20 protein-coding genes are annotated in these 23,610 nt (G+C 45.1%); 10 read left to right on the forward strand and 10 right to left on the reverse strand.

Annotated features, from left to right (window positions below; genetic code table 11):
• Positions 1-83 precede the first annotated feature (83 nt).
• Both MIC7113_RS23270 and ggt read right to left on the reverse strand, forming a co-directional pair.
• Positions 84-1,580 carry an HlyD family efflux transporter periplasmic adaptor subunit gene (locus MIC7113_RS23270; RefSeq protein WP_015184648.1) on the reverse strand — a complete coding sequence of 499 codons (1,497 nt, stop codon included), beginning with the start codon at positions 1,578-1,580 and terminating at the stop codon, positions 84-86.
• 163 nt (positions 1,581-1,743) lie between these two features.
• Positions 1,744-3,303 (reverse strand): gamma-glutamyltransferase, encoded by a 1,560-nt coding sequence (gene ggt / locus MIC7113_RS23275; RefSeq protein ID WP_015184649.1) that lies wholly within the window; start codon positions 3,301-3,303, stop codon positions 1,744-1,746.
• Positions 3,304-3,531: 228 nt separating this feature from the next.
• Between ggt and MIC7113_RS23280 the strand changes: the two genes are divergently transcribed.
• From MIC7113_RS23280 to MIC7113_RS23290, 3 genes are all read left to right on the forward strand, one after another.
• Positions 3,532-4,308: a nucleoside phosphorylase gene (locus MIC7113_RS23280; RefSeq protein WP_015184650.1), complete on the forward strand. Its 777-nt coding sequence runs from the start codon at positions 3,532-3,534 to the stop codon at positions 4,306-4,308.
• A 199-nt stretch (positions 4,309-4,507) separates the two neighbouring features.
• Complete coding sequence (locus MIC7113_RS23285) at positions 4,508-5,359, forward strand: TlyA family RNA methyltransferase (protein WP_015184651.1); 852 nt, start codon at positions 4,508-4,510, stop codon at positions 5,357-5,359.
• A gap of 105 nt (positions 5,360-5,464) precedes the next feature.
• Positions 5,465-5,719: a hypothetical protein gene (locus tag MIC7113_RS23290; RefSeq protein ID WP_015184652.1), complete on the forward strand. Its 255-nt coding sequence runs from the start codon at positions 5,465-5,467 to the stop codon at positions 5,717-5,719.
• 178 nt (positions 5,720-5,897) lie between these two features.
• On the opposite strand, the gene MIC7113_RS23295 is transcribed toward MIC7113_RS23290, so the two are convergent.
• From MIC7113_RS23295 to MIC7113_RS23305, 3 genes are all read right to left on the reverse strand, one after another.
• The gene (locus tag MIC7113_RS23295) at positions 5,898-7,943 is read right to left on the reverse strand and encodes a hypothetical protein (RefSeq protein ID WP_015184654.1); all 2,046 of its coding nucleotides are present in this window, start codon (positions 7,941-7,943) and stop codon (positions 5,898-5,900) included.
• Between the two features lie 273 nt (positions 7,944-8,216).
• Positions 8,217-9,122 (reverse strand): Hsp33 family molecular chaperone HslO, encoded by a 906-nt coding sequence (gene hslO / locus MIC7113_RS23300; protein ID WP_015184655.1) that lies wholly within the window; start codon positions 9,120-9,122, stop codon positions 8,217-8,219.
• Between the two features lie 911 nt (positions 9,123-10,033).
• The gene (locus MIC7113_RS23305) at positions 10,034-10,660 is read right to left on the reverse strand and encodes a DUF4388 domain-containing protein (protein WP_015184657.1); all 627 of its coding nucleotides are present in this window, start codon (positions 10,658-10,660) and stop codon (positions 10,034-10,036) included.
• A gap of 342 nt (positions 10,661-11,002) precedes the next feature.
• On the opposite strand from MIC7113_RS23305, the gene MIC7113_RS23310 reads away from it, so the two are divergent.
• On the forward strand, positions 11,003-12,160 hold the full coding sequence (locus tag MIC7113_RS23310) for a DUF58 domain-containing protein (RefSeq protein ID WP_015184658.1): 1,158 nt from the start codon (positions 11,003-11,005) through the stop codon (positions 12,158-12,160).
• A gap of 23 nt (positions 12,161-12,183) precedes the next feature.
• Here the strand turns inward: MIC7113_RS23310 and MIC7113_RS23315 are convergent, their stop codons facing one another.
• The 5 genes from MIC7113_RS23315 to MIC7113_RS39090 all read right to left on the reverse strand — a co-directional run bounded on the left by MIC7113_RS23315 (position 12,184) and on the right by MIC7113_RS39090 (position 17,023).
• Positions 12,184-12,558, reverse strand: a complete 375-nt coding sequence (locus MIC7113_RS23315) for a hypothetical protein (protein ID WP_015184659.1) — start codon at positions 12,556-12,558, stop codon at positions 12,184-12,186.
• A gap of 365 nt (positions 12,559-12,923) precedes the next feature.
• Positions 12,924-13,355: a pentapeptide repeat-containing protein gene (locus MIC7113_RS23320; RefSeq protein WP_315889691.1), complete on the reverse strand. Its 432-nt coding sequence runs from the start codon at positions 13,353-13,355 to the stop codon at positions 12,924-12,926.
• A gap of 63 nt (positions 13,356-13,418) precedes the next feature.
• Positions 13,419-14,859 (reverse strand): IS5 family transposase gene (locus tag MIC7113_RS23325; protein ID WP_390464091.1). Its coding sequence is split into 2 segments (ribosomal slippage): positions 13,419-14,420 and positions 14,422-14,859, totalling 1,440 coding nucleotides; the frame shifts between segments, so codons are not numbered across the junction.
• Positions 14,813-16,228, reverse strand: coding sequence for a pentapeptide repeat-containing protein (locus MIC7113_RS33760; RefSeq protein ID WP_015184661.1), 1,416 nt, complete (start codon positions 16,226-16,228; stop codon positions 14,813-14,815). The genes MIC7113_RS23325 and MIC7113_RS33760 overlap by 47 nt, the downstream gene beginning before the upstream one ends.
• A 30-nt stretch (positions 16,229-16,258) precedes the next feature.
• Positions 16,259-17,023, reverse strand: coding sequence for an FHA domain-containing protein (locus MIC7113_RS39090; RefSeq protein WP_015184662.1), 765 nt, complete (start codon positions 17,021-17,023; stop codon positions 16,259-16,261).
• A gap of 222 nt (positions 17,024-17,245) precedes the next feature.
• On the opposite strand from MIC7113_RS39090, the gene MIC7113_RS23340 reads away from it, so the two are divergent.
• The 6 genes from MIC7113_RS23340 to MIC7113_RS23365 all read left to right on the forward strand — a co-directional run bounded on the left by MIC7113_RS23340 (position 17,246) and on the right by MIC7113_RS23365 (position 23,582).
• The gene (locus MIC7113_RS23340; protein WP_015184663.1) at positions 17,246-17,611 is read left to right on the forward strand and encodes a ferredoxin thioredoxin reductase catalytic beta subunit; all 366 of its coding nucleotides are present in this window, start codon (positions 17,246-17,248) and stop codon (positions 17,609-17,611) included.
• A 98-nt stretch (positions 17,612-17,709) separates the two neighbouring features.
• Positions 17,710-18,195: a DUF309 domain-containing protein gene (locus MIC7113_RS23345; protein ID WP_015184664.1), complete on the forward strand. Its 486-nt coding sequence runs from the start codon at positions 17,710-17,712 to the stop codon at positions 18,193-18,195.
• A 335-nt stretch (positions 18,196-18,530) separates the two neighbouring features.
• Positions 18,531-19,004 (forward strand): LptA/OstA family protein, encoded by a 474-nt coding sequence (locus tag MIC7113_RS23350; RefSeq protein ID WP_015184665.1) that lies wholly within the window; start codon positions 18,531-18,533, stop codon positions 19,002-19,004.
• Between the two features lie 165 nt (positions 19,005-19,169).
• Positions 19,170-19,898 carry an LPS export ABC transporter ATP-binding protein gene (gene lptB, locus MIC7113_RS23355; RefSeq protein WP_015184666.1) on the forward strand — a complete coding sequence of 243 codons (729 nt, stop codon included), beginning with the start codon at positions 19,170-19,172 and terminating at the stop codon, positions 19,896-19,898.
• A 160-nt stretch (positions 19,899-20,058) separates the two neighbouring features.
• The gene (locus MIC7113_RS23360) at positions 20,059-21,915 is read left to right on the forward strand and encodes an ArnT family glycosyltransferase (protein WP_015184667.1); all 1,857 of its coding nucleotides are present in this window, start codon (positions 20,059-20,061) and stop codon (positions 21,913-21,915) included.
• Entirely contained in the window at positions 21,915-23,582 is a 1,668-nt protein-coding gene (locus MIC7113_RS23365; protein WP_015184668.1) for an ArnT family glycosyltransferase, read from the forward strand. The genes MIC7113_RS23360 and MIC7113_RS23365 overlap by 1 nt, the downstream gene beginning before the upstream one ends.
• Positions 23,583-23,610: the final 28 nt, after the last annotated feature.

Raw genomic sequence — 23,610 nt, forward strand, 5'->3', positions numbered from 1 at the left:
ATTCTGCACAATTTCATTGATGTCGTCAAAACGGTAAATTTAACCTAAATATATAGACTATAATTTGCGATTTTGGGGAGTCTTTATCTCACAGAAAATGCCTCATGCAATCGACGAGTGACAGGCTCAATTAAAAACGTCAAAATAGATTTTTTTCGAGTAACAATTTCTCCCGTGGCTGCCATGCCTGGAGTAAAAGCAACTTCTTGACCACGCACATTAATTGAATGCTGCTGTAATTTAATTCGAGTGGGAAACACTAGACCCAATTCCTTATCAATAATCGCATTGGGGCTAACTTTAATCACTTCTCCTTCAATGGTGCCAAATTCTTGAAAGGAAAAAGCCGCCATCTTAACTTTCGCTTCCATTCCTTGGCGAATAAATCCAATATCTCGGTTGAGGACTTTAACCTCTAACACCAATTCTTCATCCTGTGGGAGAATAGAGAGTAATTCTTCACCCGCTTGTACAGGTCCCTTCGTGGCTTTGATACTGTAAACAGTACCCGCAACTGGAGCCTCAATTGTTTCCCGTTCTTGCTGCTTTTTCGCCTGTTCTAGTTCACCTTCAATGGTTGCTTGTTCTTCCCGGCGCTTGTTGAGTTGAGTGAGAATTTCACTATTACGCTCTGCCTCAACGCGGGTAGAATCATTCCGAGCTTTTTGATAGGCTTCTTGAGCTTGACGGATTTCTTGCTGTTGGGTGGCGATGTCTTTCTCTAAAGAGGTGACTTTATCTTGAGCATCGGTGACGCGATCGCTGGCATTGGTAATGTCAGATTGCGTCCTCGTCACATCCGCTTGCGCTTTCACCAGTCTATCTTGAGCCTCCAAATAATCCAGTCGAGGCACAGCACCGGAATTCACGAGTGGTTTGTAGGACTCTACCCGTTTTTCAGCATTGGCAAGGTTTTCTTGTGTTTTTGGGAGTAATTCTTTGGCGTTGGCGAGGTTGGTTTGGGAATTGGTCAGGTTGATTTTGGCATTCGCGAGGTTGTCTTGCAAACGGGTAAGACGAACTTTGGCAGCATCGATCGCCGCTTGTTGACGATTGGCTTCGGCAATTGCGGCGGCTTTAGCGGCTTCAAAGTTGCGTAGACGCGAGGTGAGGAGTTGGTCTTGCAAGGATGTTCCGGCGCTTGTTTCTCCCTTACGTTCAGCGTCGAGACGACTTAAATCTTCTCGAATCAGTTTGGCTGATTTGGCGAGGCGGTCAACTTCGGTTTGGGGGAGGCCGGAATCTCGTTCAACGAGGATTTCACCTTTTTGCACGCGATCGCCTTCTTTCACCTTCACCTCCCGAATCGTACCCTCACCCAGCGATCGCACGGGTCGCACTTGGGTCGAAGCCAGCAATTCTCCTTGCCCTACAGCCACTTCATCTACTTGGCTAAAGTGCGCCCAGGCGATCGTGCCAAATATCAAAAGACTAATACTACCCGCTAACAGTCGAGTGTAGAGGGGTGGTAGTTCTTGTACCGCTTTACCCAGTTCGTAAGATAACTCATCTTCCGGATTGGCAAATCGCTCTCTGGTTTGTCGAGATTGAGCTGGAGAAGAGATTAGGGGAAATTGCATCACAATTGTTGCTGATTTAAATTACTTTTTCATACCTCAGAGCTTGCACCACTCTCAACCCAGAAATTTTTAGTAGAGTGAGCAATAAATATAAAACTTACAAGCTTAAGCTATCGTTGGTTAACCTTACCTATCCTTTGTGATTCAATTTTACAAAATTTACTTAAAAACTGGCGACAACTCCATCTCTACGGCGATCACCCGCACCCTCCATTAACCCTTCATCCGTTTCCCGTACCGTATGCACGCCACCAAAGAATAAATTGTGTTCTTGCCATCTTACTAATTGTTGATGAGCAGGAAGTTGTATTTTGTTAACGTCCTCTTCGGGTAATCCTGGCTCAATATTAAAAACATTATTTTCCCAGTGAATTCGTGGACTATCTACGGCTTGAGTCACAGGCATATTAAAATCTAAAATATTAGAAATTACTTGTAAAATTGCCGTTCTAATTCGTTTAGAACCACCTGTTCCTAGGACAATCTCCGGTTGATTATTTTTCAATACTATGGTAGGAGCCATCATAGAAGAAATCCGCATGTTTTCTTTCCACTGATGGAATCCCTGAGGATTAATATCTTCCTCACCCAGCATATTGTTAACCATCATTCCCGTACCAGGAATGACATAGCCAGACCCTTCACCATTAGATGTAGTCACGCTGGCAGCATTTCCGTCTCCATCTAAAACACTAATATGAGTTGTACTTCCCCATTTATTCACCCTGCCTGTTAACTGATTCGTGTACGGCAAAATATGTTCGTCCACTAAGAATTGTTCAGCAATTCTTTCTTGATAAAGATTAGAATCATATCCATCCGTTCTCGCTTCATTGGTCAAGCGCATGACCTCAGCCAGAATTTCTAAGTGGGGAAGACTACCGAATTGAAATTGAGATAAATCAATGTTTGATAACAGCTTTAAAGCAAAAGCAATTAAAATACCCCCTGAACTGGGAGGAGGATTAGTCAGTAGCGTGTTACCCCGATAATCAATGATGAGCGGTTCTCTCTCAATGACTTGATAACTTTTCAAATCATCTAAGGTTAAGTATCCCCCTAAATCTTGACAATCTTGAACAAGTTGATGAGCAATTTCTCCCTGATAAAATTCTTTTATGCCTTTTTGGGTTAAATAGGATAAAGTATCGGCAAAATCAGTCATCTTTATTATCCCTTCTGGTTCAATTGGCTCACCCGTTAGGGAAAAAACTTGCCGACCTGCTTTCTGAGTGGTAATAATCGGTTTAAGAATTTCAGCTAAACAATAATATTGAAATCGATTTAATTGAATGCCATTTCGGGCATAATCAATAGCTGGCTCGGCAACGACATGGAAAGGCAGCTTACCAAGTTTTTGGTGGACGTGAAACACTCCGGCAAGATTTCCGGGAACTGCCATAGAACCCAGTCCAATATGAAACTCCTGCACGGCAACTCCAAAATCGACTTCTACTGGGTAAAAGTCAATCTCGCTCAGATTTCTTTTACAACGTGGGGTTTGAGAAAAAAAATCAAAGAGAATGTTTTGGTTCTCCTGAGTATGGGCTAAGAGAAAACCTCCACCCGCCGCCGAGGTAAGCCCAGGTTCGGCAACGAAAGAAGCAAGAATAGCAGCAACAGCGGCATCAAAAGCATTTCCCCCGTTGCGAAACATTTCAATCCCAGCTTCGGCTGTCTTTTCATGTCCAGCTGCAATGACACCGCGAGTTTTTTGGCTCATAATTTTTGATATCCCCAAGCAAGAACACGGCGACTTATTGGATTGATAGAATGATTCATTCCCTGATTTTTTAATTAGGATGCCATCTTATATCAATTCTCGATGACGTTGCACTTTATGAACCCTCGGCTATCGCCGTCCACCTGAATAAGGGGGACTACAGGGGGTAATCCATTAAGTAGATTGCTACAGAGAAATGGTATTAGCTGATCGCATCTTGACAACGCAATGACTCACAACAGTTTCTATCACATTGGCTTTGGGCGAGATGACCTTGGCTCACACCCTCCCACCCTCGCTTTATTATCCGGCGATCCAGAACGCGCCCGTCTGATTGCTCAAGAACATTTGCAGGATGTGCGCCGGCTATCGGAAAATCGCGGACTGAATAGTTATGTGGGTAGTTTACCAAACGGTCGTCCAGTCTTATCGGCTACCAGTGGCATGGGTGCCCCTTCTTTGAGTATTGTAGTCAATGAGTTGGTGCAAGTTGGAATCCGGCAAATCATTCGGATCGGAACTTGCGGTTCAATTCAACCCTATGTGCCAGTCGGGGCACTTGTGATTAGCAATGGCGCATTGTGTCGGCAGGGTGCGGCAAATGATCTTGCTCCGATTGAGTATCCCGCCGTTGCTGACCCATTTCTTACGGTAGCCTTAGTTAAGGCAGCAGAGGAATTAGAGGTTGAGCATTACCTCGGAATTACAGCGTCGGTGGATACGTTTTACGAAGGACAGGAACGTACAGATTCAGCTAATCCTTATTTAATGCGATCGCTCCAAGGCATCACAGAAGAATATCGCCGTTTGAATGTGTTGAATTATGAGATGGAATGCGGCACCCTATTTAAGATGGCGGGAGTGTATAATTTTGCCGCCGCTTGTGTTTGCGCTGTAGTGGCTCAGCGCACTGTTGATGAGAAGGTTATTTTGGAACAAAAAGATGTTGCGGTGAAAAATGTGATCGCGGTTGCCCTACGTGCGGCTACAAGTTTAATCCAATAGTTACAGCGGATTGCACGTTTATGAAGTACAGTAATCGGTGTTAGGGGAAGGGGCGAAGCATTTAGTGAGAAAATCTTCTTATTAATTTATAGCTTATCGCCCAAATGCTGACGCTCGTTCCTCGCTACCGCTACGCTAACGCCCCTACAGATGTACTCTATTTACCTGCAATCTGCTGTATATCTAAAAAATTAGAAGTTTGAAACAACGACTCGATACATTATTAGTAGAACTTGACCTTTGCTCATCACGACAACTAGCGCAACGGCTGATTCGTGCGGGTGAAGTGAGGGTAAATCAGCAGGTGATTGATAAACCGGGGACTGAGGTTGACACCACCGCAGAAATTCAAATTAAGGAAAAATCGCCTTATGTTTCCAGAGGTGGCGAAAAGCTTGCTAAAGCCCTAGAAGAGTTTGCCATTCCTGTGGAAGGGCGCATCTGCCTAGATGGGGGTATCTCAACCGGTGGCTTTACCGACTGCTTGCTGCAAGCTGGAGCAAAACAAGTTTATGGTGTGGATGTGGGTTATGGACAAGTTGCCTGGACGTTGCGGAATGATCCACGGGTCATTTTGAAAGAACGCACTAATATACGCCATCTGCAACCGGCTGAGTTGTACGGAAGTACGCCCCCCCTCACCCCCTCTGATCAAGGGGGAGAAATTAAGGAAAATATTTATGCAGATTTGGGGGTTGTGGATGTTTCGTTTATTTCCCTGACGAAAATTCTAGAAGCGTTGTGGCATCTACTGCAACCCCCGCGTGAGGTGGTGTTGCTGGTGAAGCCACAGTTTGAGGTGGGGCGGGAACGGGTTGGGAAAAAAGGGGTGGTGCGCGATCCGAATGACCATGCTTTGGCGATCGCACAAGTCTTACAATCGTCCCAACAGTTAGGCTGGACATACAAGGGTTTAACTTGGTCGCCAGTGACGGGTCCTGCGGGTAATATCGAGTATCTTCTCTGGCTAGGAATGGAAAGCCAAACCACAATTCCTGATTTGGCGGCAATTAAACACATCACCCAATCCGCTGTTTCTTACTTTCGGTAGACCCTATCTGCGTGAAGTTTTCTGTTAATTTCGCTACGGTTTAATCAGAAGTATGTGAAATTAAGAACAGAGAAACGTTTTAACCGTTACGCAAAGAGGAACACAATGAATACACAAGAACAAGCGCGGGAGTTAGCCGCACAGGAACGTCAGCATCAAGAGCATATCAAAGAATCCATGTTGAATCGTGCAGAGGCTGAAGTGCATAATCCGGATCAAAATAACCAGACTCAACAACATGCACGGGAGTTAGCCACCCAAGAACGTCGGCACGATGAACATTTAAAAGAATCCATGTTAAACCGTGCCAAAGGTGAAATAGATTCCTCTAGTGATACCGCCGATACTTCGGCACCATAAGCCTTGAAAATTCCCAGTTTTAGAAAAAAACCGATTTAAATTAAATTACTTTAAGGTTTGTCCAAAAATAATTTCGCCCTTTTTAGCAGGGGCTAAGGCTTCAGTAACATCTGGGCTGACAACAATATTAGCCATGCCGTACCCCTGCCAATCATAAGATTTGTTTTTGGACGCCTCCTTAAAAGCCTTCATTGTATGGGCTAAGTTCTACTGGGCTAGGAGGGGGTGGGTTCAGAGTCCGTTGCCAGGACTGAATTTGCGATTGAGCTGAATCATAGGCATTCGTCCCAGAAGGAATCATTCTGGCAATTTCAATCGCTTCCTGGAGATTGTACAACGACCGATCATTTGCCATGGAGAAGAGTTGATCGCTCCATCGATTCACTGAGGTTCGGGCATCCCCTTTAACCGTGGCAGAACTAGGAACTTGTCTGGCCAAGCGAATGGCGGACGAGAGTGCTTCTGGGGTTCCGGGAGTCGCCGCTTGGTAAGCTTGTTGTAAAAGCTGCTGACCTTCAACTTCCCTCTGCCAGCCTCTGATTTCATTTTGTGCTTCTTTGTAGAGTGCCCGTCCTGCTCGAATTTGTTGAGCCGAGGCGATCGCATCGGGCAGATTACCACTCGCTGCCAAAGTACGGGCTTGGTCGAGGAAAGGCTGGTCTTGCTCCCGCTGAATCGTATCAGTCCACTTGGCAATCCTGCTTTGTGCTTTCTTATACAGAGTACGGCCTGGAGGAATGCGGCTGGCTTCTTGAATGGCTTCTTGTAAAGAGGGGCCTCCACCAAAACTGGCGATTTGTTCAGCACGGTCGAGATAGGGCTGATCTTCGATCGTCTCAGCTTGAGCCGTCCAGCGTGTGATGTCCTTACGGGCTTCGGAGTAGCGGGGATTGCCACTCGGAATCTGATTGGCTTCGGCGATCGCTGTTCTTAAGTCGGGAACCAGACCCGATTCGGCATACATTCGCGCCCGTTCCAGTCTTGCCACATCTTCCGTTTCTCGCTGCCAACGGGTGATGAATCCCTGTGCTTTGTTATACAAGGGGCGACCGGACTGTAGCCTTTGCGCCAAAGCGATCGCTCTTTCCAAATCCGAACTCGTTCCTGATGACGCCGTCGATATAGCCTGTGCCAAATCAATCAAGTCGGCTTTTTGGTCTTCTAATTTAACGCTGGGAGGAATCTTATTCGCAATTTCCAGAACACCTTCCCAGTTGCGCTGTTCGAGTCGAGCCTCTGCCATTTTCACCAGCTTTTTGCCCGACTCAGCAATTAAATCTTGAGCCTCCTTATAGGCATAGCTTTCACGGGAAATCTTCTCAGCCTGCTTAATCCCTTCCAAGATATCGTCTACATTCCTGCTCTGACTCAGTTGGAAAGCTTTATCCAGCTTGGCGCTATCTTCCCGTGCCACCTGAATCTTTTTCGCCACTTGGTCATACTTGGTGGTGGCCCAGTATTTATTGTCGATTGAGTTTAATTTGACGGCTTCTCTAAACGCCTGATTCCAGTTTGACTGCCGCAGCTCTTGCTCAACTTTGCTAAATATTCCCTCAGCTTTCGACCAAACTGTCTGCCAACGGTCGATTTGCTTTTCCACTAGATTGTAAGCCGAGACACGAGCGGGAATTTTTCTGGCAATGTCGATTGCTTCACTTAACTTCCCCGCCTGAAACTTTTGTTCACCGATTTTCAAGATATCGAGTGACCACTGTTCAATATTACGATTGATTTCTGTCCGCATCGCGTGATCGTTGGGCAACGCCTCTACTAAGGCAATTGCCTCCAGCAAATCCTCTGCTGTCTGCTTGTTTGCCGCCAACTGAGCACAATAAAGGCGCATCGACGCCGAAGCCGTTGGCCAAAATATCGCAGGGCAGTTGGGAACCGCTGGCAACTTCAACAACAGGGCTATGGCAATAAATCCTATCCCACCGGAAAACAGCACAATTAACAATGCCCCAAAATGCCAAGGCCGGGGAAACCCTCGCTTAGGCTTCCGCCGTTTTTTGGACGGTGGGGGCGAAGTCACTCCCGGTGTCGCTAAATTTTGAGGAACGGTATACCCATCAGCGATTGGCGCATCAGGTACTCCTGGGCCAGGATTAACCAAAGGACGATTGGCTCCAAAAGCTTTTCTCGTGCTTTGCCACTCAGGGTTCTGACCTGGCTGCGAAGAGTTGGAGGGAGGCCAACTGTCGGGAATTTCTCGATTTCTGGTCATAACTCACACCACGCGCAATGCCTATTCCAGCGTGCTTTTTTACACCCTCAGTAGTTGCCATCCTACCCCCACGAGACAGAAAAAGCTACCTATACTCAGAGGCGTCAGGAATGGAGACTGGGGAAGAAGCCCGTCCCATAAAGAATACCTTAGCCTTCCTCGATTGAAAGTTTTTCCGACTGACACTCAAGGCTTGTACTCGCAAAGGCGTCGTTTCCTTACTTTTACCCCTTCTCGATTCCCCAGTCCTAATCCGTACATTTAGTACATTTATTAAACAGACTCAGCCCGCAAATCTTCAATCAACTGCGCTAGCTCATCAGAACTCGCCTGGTAAACTTCCCCACAGAAATGGCAAGTGGCTTCAGCTCCGTCGTCTTTTTCAATCATATCCTGAAGTTCGGCTTCGCCCAGAATCTTCAGTGCACCTAACATGCGATCAAATGAACAACCACAGTGAAAGCGTATCATCTGGATTTCTGGAAGAATCACCAGACCCATATCGCCTAGAAGCTGTTCAAAAATCTCTGGCAGTGTTTTGCCTGCGTTTAAAAGAGAGGTCAGTCCTGTCTGCTGAATGATTTGAGCACGTTCTTCTAGTGTTTGCACTAACGCTTCATCTCTGGCGGCTTTGGGAAGAACTTGGAGTAGCAATCCTCCAGAGGCTCTAACCCCTTCTGTGCCAACCAATACACCCAAAAGCAGAGCAGATGGCGTTTGTTCGGAATTCACGAGGTAATGAGTGAGGTCATCGCCAATTTCACCCGATACCAGCTCAACGGTGCTGGAATAAGGGTAGCCATAGCCCACATCTCGGACAACGTAGAGGTAGCCCTCACGGCCTACTACACCCCCCACATCCAGTTTGCCTCGCTCATTCGGGGGCAACTCTACAAATGGGTTGTCCACATAACCCCGTACAGTTCCATCTAATCCAGCATCAACGAGAATTCCCCCCAAGGGGCCATTCCCTTTAACCCGAATATTCACCCTCGACCCTTCTCGCTTCATGCTAGAGACGAGCAATAGACCCCCAGCCATCGTGCGACCTAATGCCGCTGTTGCCTCACTGGAGAGTTTGTGACGCATTCGTGCTTCTTCCGTGAGGCGTGTGGTAATGACGCCGACGGCTCGGATGCCCCCCTCCGCCGCTGTGGCGCGAATTAACTGATCAGCCATGAACGATCCTTACACTTCTTAACAGTCCTTTTTTTATTGTAAGTCTCGTGGCTGGAGGCAGTTGATTGAAAGTTTGTTTCAGAGCAACGGCTTTTGCTCGCCTCCCCTGTACTTCAGTCGTGGGATTCGCCGTTGATGGTTGATGACATTCTTTTATGAACCATGAACTATGAACATCTTGCTGCCATTGCGAGAATCCTCACGCTTAACTTTGGTTGAAACGAGGTGGGCTTCCAGGAAATCAATCTTAATCTACTTAAAATTTTAAAAACCATTTTTGTCTAGAAAGATGTACTTATATATTTTTAATATTTCAAGATTTTTAAAAGTGTGAATTCAAAGGTATGGAATAATCCCTATTTATATTTATGCCTAAAAGTAGAAGCAAATCGGATTAGCTTATCGGTAGAGTAAGAAAAGTGTTAATGAGGAGTCTGCTTGAAAAGCTTCTCCTCTGAAAAAAATGTTGTGTTCTTTGTGCAACACCAATCCTCTTAAAAATTTGGTTTAATTTCGGTGTAAGAGATGAGCTTGGGTACTTTTACATCACTAATTTTCTGCTTTTCAGTTTTTTACAACAATCCGCTAATTAAGTAAAGTTTCAATAAGGAGTTATAGTAGAATGCTGTTCCATGTGTTCTGCGAGTTTGCTGACGGATCATCCAGATATTTACAGATAAAAACATCTACGATGAAGGAAGCTTATCGGCAAGCTAAACACGACTATTACGCCTCGCAGGTGCTTTGGATTATTAGTAGTATTGACCCTTTTTGTAGGACTCTCGGATTGGAGTATACCCCCTCAATTCTTTACAGAGCAATGGAGAGAAGGTAGCTTAATTCCATAATATACTAACCCGATGGGTCAAGAACTTATAGAAGCTTGGAAACTGTGAATTTTACAGAATTCCTTAAGCCAATACAAGCCTTGATTCAGTTTGTTGAATTCCTTTCACAGTAGAGTAAGGTTTAATGGAGTCGGAATCCGGTAAACCTACGGTACGAACTCTAGCCCCAAGGGTAGGTTTCCATTGCTTAAGACCCATAGCTGTTCTATTATTGGGTACCCTGAGTGTTGGTACTACTGCCGATACACTCAAACCCGTCATTTCCCGCATAGGTAAAGGTAGATTTTGATCAAATTCAAACTGCCCTTCCTGGAGTTGACATAATGCATAAACAGGCTGCAAGACTTGAGCAATAAATAGCTCTTTGAGTTGGAAGTTTCGTAAAATTCCTTGATTTTTAAGATGCAAGCCGAGTGGTTTATTTGTTGGACATAACTGAGCAAGTTTATCGACGACACGAGAACTCACCCACTGACGCTGATGAATGAGCTGAACTAAACCTCGCTCCTCCAAGTGATGAGATGCCGCGACAAGGCGACCTTGATACATCCAGATATAGTAAATGGGTAAGGATTTAGATTGATCTACGGGTTCGGCAAAAAGCGTAATTAAGCCAGTTTTCTTCCCTTTCTCGGCAAACAGAAGAATTTCTGGTAAGGATAAGTCTGTCAAGGAACCTGTAAGGCACATAGTTGTAATTTACAGCAAAAAAAATTACAAATTAATAATCAGATTAAAAAGGTTTAAGCGCTCAACCCCCAAGCTTAAACTGTTGCTGATGCCACCCCAGATCAAGTAATGATTTTTCTAGAAGGCTGAAAGTAGGTTGTATTAATAACAGGTTAAAATTTTTGAAGTTTAAGGTTATCGTTCTGAAGATGGAATCACCCTCATCCAGGGGAAGGAACCCTCGGCTCCGTTTTCATCTATCTTTGGAATGAGTTAGAGGTAAAAGGTACAAACCCCCCATCAGCTAGCGCTCACGAACATTGGATGGAAATCTCTCTTTCCCATTACTCCTTTTCAAGTTAGATGAATATGATTAATCGCATCAATGACTGGCTAGAAACTCACTGGGTAACACCGGCCTATGGGGGTTGCCTCTTAGCTGGCATTGCTCTGTGTTTTTTTGGAGCAGCGAGCAATACAATGGCAGGGTGGCTGTATGTGATCAGTGGTCTGATTTTTGGCTTGTTGGTCGTGGCGGCTGTTCTGCCAGCGCGATCGCTCAAGTTAATTCAGGTACGACGACGCCCAATGGCACCCGTCAGTGCAGGCGACGATCTCTGCATTGAATTAGAAATTGAAAATCTTGCCCCTAAGACCAAATCCCTCTTACAAATTCGGGACGTTTTACAATCCACATTAGGGTTACCCAGGCAGACGCCCGTGGAAGCGATCGCACCCCAAAGCGTCTACCGTTGGGTTGACTACTATCCCACCCAAAAACGAGGTGTCTATCGGTGGCATGAGGTACAGATTAGAACCGCAACACCGTTAGGATTATTTTGGTGTCGTCGCAGTTGGGAAGCACCAGCTAGGGCTATTGTCTATCCCCTGGTGTTACCTCTCACCCATTGCCCCTTAGTGGATGAAATGGGTAGAGAAGATAGTGCCCAATTTTATAGCGATCGCCGTTCTCAGTCTACTACAGAAGACATTACCAGAGGACTACGCCCTTATCGAGTTGGTGACCCTATCCGCTTGATTCACTGGCGCACGAGTGCCCGTTACGGCACATTGCAGGTGCGAGAGTTAGAGGTATTCACAGGTTCTCAAGAAATTATCATTTGTTTGGATAGTTCGACCGTTTGGCGTCCCGATGACTTTGAACAGGCGGTTATTGCTGCCGCATCAATGTATTTTTATGCGATGCGTAGTCAGTTCAATGTGAAACTTTGGACGCCGAAAACTGGCTTATTACATGGCAACCAAGTAGTTTTAGAGGCTCTTGCTGAAACGACGGCGGGAGAGGAGGCTGAGATAGAGGCTCCATCGAATCTTCCCTTAATTTGGCTTACTCAAAATTCCCCTAGCCTTGACACTTTACCTATAGGTAGTCGCTGGATCTTATGGCCTCCAGTTGCATCGGTTTCTGACTCGGTAATTCCAGCGCAACGCAATCATTTAGGTGTGCTTATCGATCCCACAAAATCTCTACAAAGTCAGCTTCAGCAATCTTTAAGATAGATAAATTAATGCTGATCTTTCTCTTAAGCTCCGATTGAGAAATTGCGTTCGATTGGAGCTGAGTCTTTGCTGCTCTGCTTAAAGCGATTCCTCGGCTCTAAACTGATTGAACGCTTGAGGAGGCAATGAATTGTATTTTTAGGATAACGACTTTGATTTTTTTCTTGGGGTCTTTCAACCTTAATCGCTTCCCACCCTTGTTGCTGATAACGCCTTAACTGATTATTTAAATGCTCTTCTATATTTTCAATGCCACCAGCTAAATTCTGTATCTTTGTTACTCCATTTTGGGTGATGAGTAATCGGATGTTGTTCCAAGACATTTCCTTCAGACTACCGGGATTCATACAACCTTTTGAAGCGGTGAGGTTAAGGGATAGGTACTCAGAATACAGCATGTTTATTCACTCAATTTGTGCTTGTAAATATATATTACTGAATTTGTTTAGCTGTCTAACTCCGCCAATACCCTGAAAAAGGGTACGCCATTATGCTTAGATTTATGAAGATATTTTCTACTTAGAGAAGATAAATTATAAGTCGGCGTGAGAGAATTTTACCCTTGAATTCGAGGCTTTGTTCGGTAACCCAGAATGAGGCTTTATTCTCGTCTTATATAGGTTGATTGATGGGGAGTAGGGGCTTTTTTAATATTCTTTATTCAATAAAAATGCGATCGCGTCTGTGGGTGTAGGAATGCGATCGCATTTTCTTCTATGAAGCTAGTATGCTATCAGTGCTGACGAGAGAAACCAAGCAAAGTTTACTCGTGAGTCGTACCATCGGGCATGATAGCGCCACTAAGCTTTGCCCCCTCCAGTTTTGCCCCCTCCAGTTTTGCATCTTTTAGATTAGCTTTTTCTAGATTGGCGTTGCTTAAGTTTGCCCCACGCAAGTCGGTTACAGAAAGGTTTGCTTGACTCAAGTTTGCTGAACGAAGGTCAGCGGCACAGAGATTTGCTTGACTCAAGTTTGCCCCACTCAAGTTTAAGTTTATTAGGGATACACCCAGTAGATTTGAGGCATATAGGTTAGTGCCGCTTAGGTTGGCAGAATTAAATTGTGCGTTTTTCAGATTTGCTTGACTCAGGTTGGCTGCACTTAAATTCGCACACATAAGATTTGCCTGATTCAAGTTTGCTCTATATAGGGCTTGCTGAATAAGTCGGCGAAAAACAACCGATGGATTAATCAGTTATTTAATCCTGGAATAATAATGAGCTTTTGTTGTTGTTAATTCCCACAAGCATAAGCCGAATTAATAGTTATCGAGAAAAAAGGCGTGATGTTGTGTATTGCACAAAAAAAGACAAAAAAACTGCCGTAGCAGGGTGGAAAGATTCATGACTAAAAAAGTGATAGCAATAGCCGTTTGAGAAGTATGAGGCAGTTTAGCCATGACGCGATTCAAGCTAAATCTTCGCTTTGAGATGCCAAATTTTCCTTCAATAGCATTGCGAACCTTCTCGTCGTCTAAGGCTTGTTTCTTTTTGTCTGAGCTGACATTAGCTGGAGGTCTGCCTAAGGGGGGGCCACTTATTCTAATCCCTCTTTCTTTACAGAATGCTCGATTCTCGCGATTTCGATAAATTCTATCTACATGTACTGATTCGGGATAGACTCCTGTGTGCTGTTTAAATGCTTCTATTTGGGCTTTTAAGTCTCCGGCTTCATTAAAGTTATCCCAGCTTATACGGTCTAAAAAGACATATCCATCTCTGACGCTTGCTGCTAGTTTAGCTCCAAATTCTACAGGTTTTCCGGCTTTTCCTCTCACAATTGGACGGATATGGGGCTGACTTAAACTGACTATTCTGTCGTCAATTCTCTGGGCTTTATTCTCATACATCCATTGCTGTTGACGGTAAACTTCCGCCACCACCAGCAAGCTCTTATATTGAGAGATGCTCAAACCCTCAAGTGCTTCTCCTGTCTGAAGGAGCTGGTCAATGTGTGATAAATTTCTTTTTATATATTTCAGTTGTTTTTTTATAGCTTTTCTTCTCTCTTTTCTTGACGATCTCCGTTTTTTGGCGACTTTCAAGTAATCTTTCCGAGCGAGGTTTCTATAAGTTTTTGGCTTTTTCTTTAGTCTCCCTTTTAGGGGCTTATAGAGAGTATCTATTATCTTTTCCGTTTTGACTCTGGCTTGATTTAATAGACCCAAGTCATTGGGATAGCTGATATCTCCTGGCGCACAGGTAGCATCCAGAATTAATTTCCCTTGATTCGGGCTTTCTCTTGTTTCTTGCCTTTCTGAGAGTGAGCTTTTTTTTAGATTCCTCCTCTGTTTCTTCCTGAATCTTCTTTACCATTCTTTGATTTATTTGATTTACTAAATCAACATTTATCCTTTCTCTAAATCTTACCAAAAGTGAGGCATCATAAGGGGCTTCGTTGCTGTAATGCTTTCTCCCTATAAAGTATTGTAAGTAAGGGTTTTCTTTTATTTGTTCTACTGTTTCCCGATCGCTTATTCCTAATCTTTCTTTGATTATTAATGAACCCAATGCCATCCGAAATGGCAGCGCAGGTGCCCCCATATCAATAGAAAAAATTTTGGCGTATTCCTCTTCAAATTCATCCCAGGGTATCAGATTTGCCATGATTACCCAACGGTTATCTTGTGATAACTTTCCCTCAAAGGGCAGCTCAAAGTTTTCCGGTGGGGTCGGGCTTGAGGAAGCTTTTCTGTACATTTTCCCTGCTCTTGGTACAAGGATTTTGTGGGATTCTACCAGATTTCCTGGGAGCTGAACAACTTTCAAGACCGCTCAAACTATTTATAGCTAAGGGTTTCCGGTTTTTACAGCAAACCCTATATAAAATTGCCGCAGTCAGGTTGGCACTGCTGAGATTTATCTCGCTCAAGTTGGCTTGACTCAAATCTGCCTGAAGGAGTTTTGCACTCTGCAAATTTGCCTTAACTAGGTCGGCTCGATATAAAGCTGCTTCACTCAGATCTGTACCACGTAAGTTAGCGCCAGCTAATTTAGCATTTTGGAGTGAGGCGTTAGGAGCAATAAAATAAGCACCAGCTTTAACAGGATCAAAACCTATGGGAAAGATTGTTTTTTTAGTACAAAGCGCTTGCTTAAGATTCGCTTCCTGAAGGTTTGCCCCTTCGAGGTTTGCCTCCGATACGTCTGCATCACTAAGATTGGCATGGCTCAGGTCTGCACTGTTCAGCTTCGCATTCCTTAAATTTGCTCTATTGAGATTTGCCTTTTTAAGCGTTGCCGTCTCTAAGTTGGATTGAGACAAATTGGCTCCACTTAAATTCGCATCATCTAAGTTAGCTCCTCTGAGATTCGCATTTTCAAATTGATTATTACTCAAATCTGCTCCTTTTAAGCTAGCACCCATCAGATTAAGGCTGCTCCAATTAACATTCCTCAGGTTAGCTCCATTCAGGTTTGCTTTACTTAGGTTGACACCATGATAAGAATGCATCGGTAAATTACTAAGATTGGCTCCAGCTAGGTTAACACCTGTAAAATCTCTTTCTCTCTCGTTATACCGCCGCCAAAATTCTTCAGCATTGATAGGTGTATTCTGACTTCCTTCCTCATCTGCATAGATTCTATTCAGCAGCCACATCATTCTCTCTAGCTTGAATTCCTCATCAGTGAAAGCTCTAGTGAATTCCTCCAGTTGAGCAGTAGCAGTCTCCTCATCTGACTCAGCTTCAACAACAGCAGCATTCACTTTCTCTTCATCTAAATTGTTCTGTTCAGAGTCAGCATCAGCATTCACTTCGACTTCAACGGGTGTGGCAAGCATTACATCTGTTGAGTTGTTGAACCTTATACTCTCATCATTATCAGTCCCAGATGTTACAGCTACGGATTCACTTGATACTAATCCGTTAGTAGATTTGGCACTATTTAAGTCATTGCTCAAAGCAGCTTGCTGTTCAAAGCGCTCTTGCAGGTTATTGAATTTCTCAATTAGTTCATCTAACTGGCGTTTAACCCCTACTGCATACTTTGCCGTAATATTTTGTCGTTCCTCAATCTGTTCAATCTTTGATATTAGAGACCCTAAATTTCTATCTGAGTCAACCATATTCATTTCTCGCTAAGTTTGCTAATATATTTAATTTCTGAAAATCTTTTTAAGGTCAAACAGGTTGTAATTCAAAATCTTCCCAGCGGTAAATAACTGATATCCAGCAGAAATTGCGCCAAACGCCAGGAGAAAAGACAGAAGAGTCATTGACTGCAAAACAATGCCACCGCTAGCAAAAGCCATCACAACACCTACCGTGATTAAAATCCATCCCAGGTTCCGATTGGCACGACCATAAGTTAAGGTCAAAACTCCGGCTATGACTAACAGAACAGAACCCATCGCTGGAAGATACATAATTGAAAACGTACCCAAAACAACGCTGGAACTCAAAAAGGCAAGTCCGCCAAGCATGAGAGCTAAGCCAATAAACTTGGTAAAAAAATCTACATGCTCTGCTTCTTCCTTTTCTGCCTTGCTGGTAACAGGAGGAATAGTCTTCGAGAGTTGAAACAAAAAGGTTACCTGGTTGTCTTTGCCGAGGTCTATCCTGTCTCCTAGCTTTAGCTGATGCTGAGTTAGAGGTCTCAACAGTGAATCATTGAGATAGGTTCCGTTAGCACTCCCCAAATCTTCAATCAAGTAAGTGTTTCCCTGTACCAGGATATGGGCGTGAATTCTGGAAACAACGTCTGAGTTAGGAAAGTTTGAAACATCAATATCAGGAGGGATACATTCATTCGCCTTACCAATATGAATCACAGAAAGATGTAGCGGCAAGTCGATGTAAGTATTGGTTTGAACGTGAAGCAGTTTTGCTAGCTGTCCTGTGTGTACTCGTGTAGCTTCCATGGTTAGATGTTCTGGTAAATTCCTGCTCTTAGTATTTAGAACAGCGGCGTGTTTGCGCGATGGGATAAATACGGAAAAATTTTTTAGGTGGCGACAACTATCCGTATTTCATCCGTATTTCAACGGAGAGCTTGTACCACCCCTTGGTTCGACGTAGCTACTGTTGGGTAAAAGCAGTGCGTTACAATGCAAAAAAATTGTTTACCTGCCGAACCTGACTAAATGAGCACTTCACCAGCCAATAATCTCTCCAGTGACAAAAACTTAGATGCAATGAGGCATTTTTCGGAAACCTATGCCAAGCGTACAGGTACTTACTTCTGTGTTGACCCTTCCGTGACGGCTGTGGTGATTGAAGGACTCGCCAAACATAAAGATGAGCTTGGCTCTCCCTTGTGTCCCTGCCGTCACTATGAAGACAAACAAGCCGAAGTCAAAGCCGCCTATTGGAACTGTCCTTGTATCCCCATGCGTGAGCGCAAAGACTGCCACTGTATGCTGTTCTTGACGCCGGATAACGACTTTGCTGGTGACAAGCAAGAGATTAGCCTAGAAGAAATTTACACGGTGCGAGAAAGCATGGGCTAACTTTACTTTGCATGTTTCAGGCTCAATCCCCTGGTGCATCCAGGGGAGTTCACTCAGCCATCGGCAATCGCCCATCCACAATCCCCATCTAAAACCCCATGACACCTGTCGCACAACCCTCTTCATTCCCCCCTTCAAGAGGGGATAGCAGCGGCTCGAATGTTTTTCCTGAAGAATTTTGGCAGGGTGTTGAGCAATTTAACCAACAGGAATATTACGCCTGTCACGACACTCTAGAGGCATTGTGGATAGAAGCGGTTGAGCCGCAAAAGCGATTTTACCAAGGGGTTTTGCAAATTGCCGTTGCCTGCCATCATCTCTTCAATCTCAACTGGCGCGGTGCTGTGATTTTGTTGGGCGAGGGGCTGGGACGCCTCAGAGATTACCAACCTGACTACGAAGGAATTGATATCACAAGTTTAATGATCCAGAGTGCGGAACTTTTGCAGGCACTACAGGAGTCTGGCTTAGAACAAGTGGCTGATTTTGTCAAGCACCTAGAGGAAGAACTGACAAGTGGTGCGAACCCAGCCAGTGAAGCCGCGATCGCTCGGTTGCCAAAAATTAAGCGAGTTGAGTCCTGAATCCCTGTGTAAGTTGAAAGTAAACTGGTTAGTCGCAAAGCCAGCTAGTACAAGAAGGCAGAAGGCAGGAGGCAGAAGGCAGAAGGAAAGAAAGTTTGTACAGTAAGCTTTTTAACCTTTTTCAACTGGATAGTTATTTCCGCCATGCTGCACTAGAACCTTCAACCCTTAGCAGCGAAACTTCCAGACATGTCTGGTCGTCAAGAGATTTATCGCCTTTTCTAACAGGAAGCATTCTTGAACCCACTAACTAGATGGCGTGGGCTTTCTTACTGGATTTCTGTAAACTAGGCACAGCAGCATCACATCTTTGACCTCAGTTACCCGTACAACCTATGAAGCCTTCTTTTCGACTCTCTGACAGCTTGAGGCGACGCTTAGGTTTAGTGGTCTTGCTTCCAGCTACCTGCCTCGGAGCGATCGCCATTCCCACTCACCTACAAAACGCCCAAGCTCAAACCGGTGATGGTCGTGCCATCACCATCCGTTCCGATGTCCAAGAAGCTGACCGAACCACCGAAGTCATTACGGCACGGGGTAACGTCCAAATCGACTACCCAGCCCGACAAATTCAGGCAACCGCCGCCCAAGCCCAATTCTTCAATCGCGAACGTCGCATCGTCCTCAGTGGCAACGTGTACGTTTTGCAAAATGGTAATAGTATGCGAGGCGAGACCATCACCTATTTGATTGATGAGGGTCGTTTTATCGCGCTGCCAAAAAGCAACCGACAAGTAGAATCCACATACATTTTGTCTGACCCCGACTCTCCTGGATCACCATCCGCGACTTCTCCCAAACCCCGATAATACTCAAGACACCTGTCAGCAAGCCAGCGTCTAGGCGGTAAAAGGGTTGAAGGTTAGAACGTTAAAAGTTGAAGGTTAGAACGTTAAACGTTCAAAGTAAGCAAGATCACCTTCAACCGGATAACCTTCAACCGGATAGCCTCCAACCCCTAAGAGGTGAAATCATTGAAAATCCTTCTCGAAAATATTCATAAATCTTATGGCAATCGGGCAATTGTTAAACGTGTCAACCTTTCAGTAGCCCAAGGGGAAATCGTCGGGCTACTCGGTCCCAATGGTGCGGGAAAAACCACAACCTTTTACATCGCAATCGGTTTAGAAAAACCGAACCAGGGGACAGTTTGGCTCGATAATGTGGACATCACGGCCTTGTCCATCAACCAACGGGCACATTTAGGAATTGGCTATCTAGCTCAGGAAGCGAGTATTTTCCGTCACCTCAGTGTCTACGACAATATTAAACTCGTACTAGAGCAAACTGGTGTGCCTCGTCACGAGTGGCGCTGGCGGCTACGTAACCTGCTCAGTGAGTTTCGCCTGGAAAAAGTTGCCCATACTCTAGGGAATCAAGTCTCTGGAGGAGAACGGCGTCGCACCGAACTGGCAAGAGCCTTAGCCGCAGGTATGGAAGGCCCAAAATTTTTGTTTTTGGATGAACCCTTTGCCGGGGTTGACCCCATTGCCGTGTCGGAGATACAAAAAATGGTAGCGGGATTGCGCGATCGCCAAATGGGTATTTTGATTACCGACCACAACGTTCGAGAAACCCTGGCGATTACCGACCGAGCTTACATTATGAGGGATGGACAAATCTTGGCGGCAGGTAATACCGAAGAACTATACGCCAACCCCTTAGTGCGGCAGTACTATCTCGGCGATGAATTTCAACGATAGAGTATTGAGATTTTATCCTATATCATTCATAGGTTTGACATAATTGGCTGACTTGGTTTTTTCCAGTAAGCCGTAAACTTCTATGTGAATTGTTTGTGTCCATAGCCTGGTGGTCTACTGGTGTACGAGTAAGACTGACCCCTTGATTCTCCTAGATTCCATGAAATTAAGTTTTAATCGCCTGATTACACAAGGTTTAAAAACCTGGGAGCGTCATCCAGCCATCCCATGGGTGCTGTCAATGGCGTGGATACTGTTAATTAGCTCCCTCGCCTTCTTTTGGAACTTGGGCAACACTGGCTTATTGGATGAAACAGAGCCATTGTTTGTGGAAGCCTCTCGACAAATGACCATAACGGGGGATTGGATTACTCCTTACTTCAACGGAGTGACTCGGTTTGATAAGCCGCCACTGATTTATTGGTTTCAGGCGATTAGCTTTCTCACCTTCGGCACCCACGAATTCGCCGCCCGACTCCCTTCCGCACTGGCAGGCTTAGCACTGACGGGTTTTTGCTTCTACACCCTACGCTATTTTGGCATTCCTGAACAGGGCTGGAGACAAGGGACAAGGGACTGGGAACAAACAGGACAAGCAGAACAAAAAGACAAGGACGTAGAATCAGTCCCCCCCTCCCAATGGCAATCCTGGCTAGTCGCCAGCCTAGGAGCCGCAATGGTAGCCTTAAACCCCCTCACGCTGTTTTTTGGGCGCACAGGCTACTCCGATATGCTACTGAGCTTATGTTTCTCAGGGACGCTGTTCGCCTTCTTTTTGGGCTATGCTCAACCGGAACAACGCAAGGTGCAGGAACGTTGGTATTTGGCCTTCTACGTCCTGAGTGCTTTGGCGGTATTAACCAAGGGTCCTGTGGGAGTGGTTCTACCCGGATTGATTATCCTTGCCTTCCTGCTTTATGTGGGCCGACTCAGGGAAATCCTGGGAGAAATACGACCCGTGCGCGGGGGTTTAATTTTTCTGGCAATCACCCTGCCCTGGTTTATTCTGGTGACGTTGCATAACGGCGAGGCTTACATTAACTCGTTTTTTGGATATCACAATTTTGAACGCTTCACCAGTGTCGTCAATGAGCATGGGGGGCCTTGGTACCAACAAATCTTGGTCATGTTCCTTGGCTTTATGCCTTGGTCTGTTGCTTTACCCGCCGCCATTGCTCAATTTAAAGTGTTCCAGCGACAGCGTTGGCAAAAATCGCCGCGTTCCACCCATCTAGGATTATTTGCCCTATTTTGGTTCCTGATTGTTTTAGGCTTTTTTACGGTCGCCGTCACTAAATACTTCAGCTACACCCTGCCGTTAATGCCAGCCGCCGCAATTCTGGTGGCACTTTGGTGGAGCGATCGCATTGTCCAGGGGCAAATTTTTCATCAGACTGGCAATCATCTCAAACTCACGAGTCTCTTGAGTATTGTGATTTTTTTAGCTTTAGCCGGGGCAACTTACTACTGTCCCAACTGGCTCAATGATGACCCCTCCATGCCGAATCTGGGAGTCTTAATCGACCAATACCATTTAAATGTGGTTGGTGCAGTGATTTGGGGAGCTAGTGCGATCGCAGGAATCATTTTACTCCTACGCCGTCAAGCCTACTGGCTCTGGGGAGTCAGCTTTTTGGGATTTGTAACCTTCTTAATGTTTGTCATCCTACCCGCCTTAGGCATCGTAGATATGGAACGCCAACTACCTTTGCGCCAAATGGCTGAGGCGGCGGTGGAGGTGAAAGCACCCGGTGAAAAGCTGATGATGATTACAGAGGGATTTGAAAAGCCCAGTTTGGTTTTCTATACAAAACAACAGGTGACTTTTGTGCATGACTCTTCTCAAGCCATCTCCCAAATCAAGAAGGTTGAACAAAAATGGAATACTAACTCTGTACTGTTAGTCGTCACCGACAAATCTTTAAAGAATAGCGGCTTAAAACCGAACCAGTACCAAGAGATTCGTCAAGCTGGAATTTATCAGTTAATCCGTGTACCCAGGGCAGAGGTTCTCTAATGCAGAAAGTTCAGAAATGGTTGGCTCAAAAAGCCAATCAATCCGTACTATTTTGGCTGCTTGGGGGACTGCTATTTCGGAGCTTTGTTGCCTTTTGGCTTTACCCCGGATTTGATGAAGCTTATTATTATCTTTACAGCATTCATCTGGATTGGAGTTATTTCGATCATCCCGTTTTAGTCGCACTTCTTACGGGTTTAGGCCCTTGGTTGACTGGAGAGGTATCGCAATTTACGATTCGCCTGGGAACACTAATTTTATATACCGGTAGCTTGATACTTCTGTATCTCACTAGCGCTAAACTTTTCTCGGAAAAAGCCGCCAGAATTACGTTAGCGATCGCCTCTATTATTCCAATTTTTCAAATTGCCTTTGGCATCTTCACTCTACCCGATGTTCCTCTAATATTTTTCTGGACAGCCAGTTTATACTGTGCCGCCCATGAATTTTTTCCTCAACCACAGCCCTCTCAAAATTACAGTGGGTTAGAAGCTGAAGAATCTCCACCCTCAATTCCCTACCAACCCAGCTACCGCTTAGCCCTTCTCGGTATCCTTGTCGGTTTAGCTTGCTTGGGCAAATATCACGGTTTTATTTTGGGCTTTGGGCTGGTTGCTTTTTGTTTAACCAGTTCACGGTATCGTGCTGCATTCTTTTCCGTTTGGGCATGGCAGGGAGTCGCTTTATTTATCCTCACGATTTTCCCCATTTGGTTCTGGAATATACAGCATGATTGGGTATCTTTTGGCTTTCAATTAAATCGGGGAGTGCCCCAGCGTGACCTCAATTTAATTAAGGTAGGACTTGTATTTTTAGAAGGTATTGCTTACTTATTCCCCACCTTCGGCTTGCCGCTGTGGTGGGTGAGTTGGCGGTCAGTACAGGAGCAAATTCGACCCCTTTTCAGGAAGAAATTCTCAACAGTATCCGAAGACTTTCGACAAAAGCAACTGTTAATTTTATGGGTATCTTTGCCCCTAACGGTAGGATTTACCTTGATGGGAGCTTACCAGCAAATTTTACCCGCTTGGCCTATGCCCGGATTTTGGGGACTTACACTCCTTTTAGGGGAACGTGCTGTTCACTGGCAGCAGCAATCTCGACGTGGGGTGCAGCGCTGGGTGCAGGGTTCAGGAATTGTAGTGGTGACAGCTTTACTCTTGGCTCTGTTACATGTGACAACAGGAACCCTACAACAAGGAAGTCAATACGCCATACTGGGAGGGTTCTGGCCTGCTAAAGATGACCCCTCAACACAACTGCTGGATATTCAGCAACTGCGCCGTGGTTTTGCGGAATCGCCTGTCTTGAGTCAGGCGTTACGGGAGTCTAGTTTTATATTTAGTAATGGTTATTACCTGGCTGCACCGATTGGGATGGCTCTTGTACCTTTGGAGGGAACCCCAATAACGGCCTTTAGTTCGGATATGCGGGGGTTCGCGTTTTGGTCAAAACCCGATCAATGGGTAGGCAAAGACGCGCTGTACATTACGATTTCCCGCTTTGAACAAGAAAAAGAGTTAATGGAACGTTATCAAACTTACTTTAGTAGCCTACAGCAGATTGGAACGGTACCCATTCGACGAGGTGGTGCGGTGACAGAAGTCGTTTACGTTTATCAGGCTAAAAACTTACTCAAACCTTATCCTCGACCTTATGGTATTTGAAATTTTGCTCTGTTTAGATGCCAGAGTA

Source organism: Allocoleopsis franciscana PCC 7113 (genome assembly GCF_000317515.1).
Lineage (GTDB): Bacteria > Cyanobacteriota > Cyanobacteriia > Cyanobacteriales > Coleofasciculaceae > Allocoleopsis > Allocoleopsis franciscana.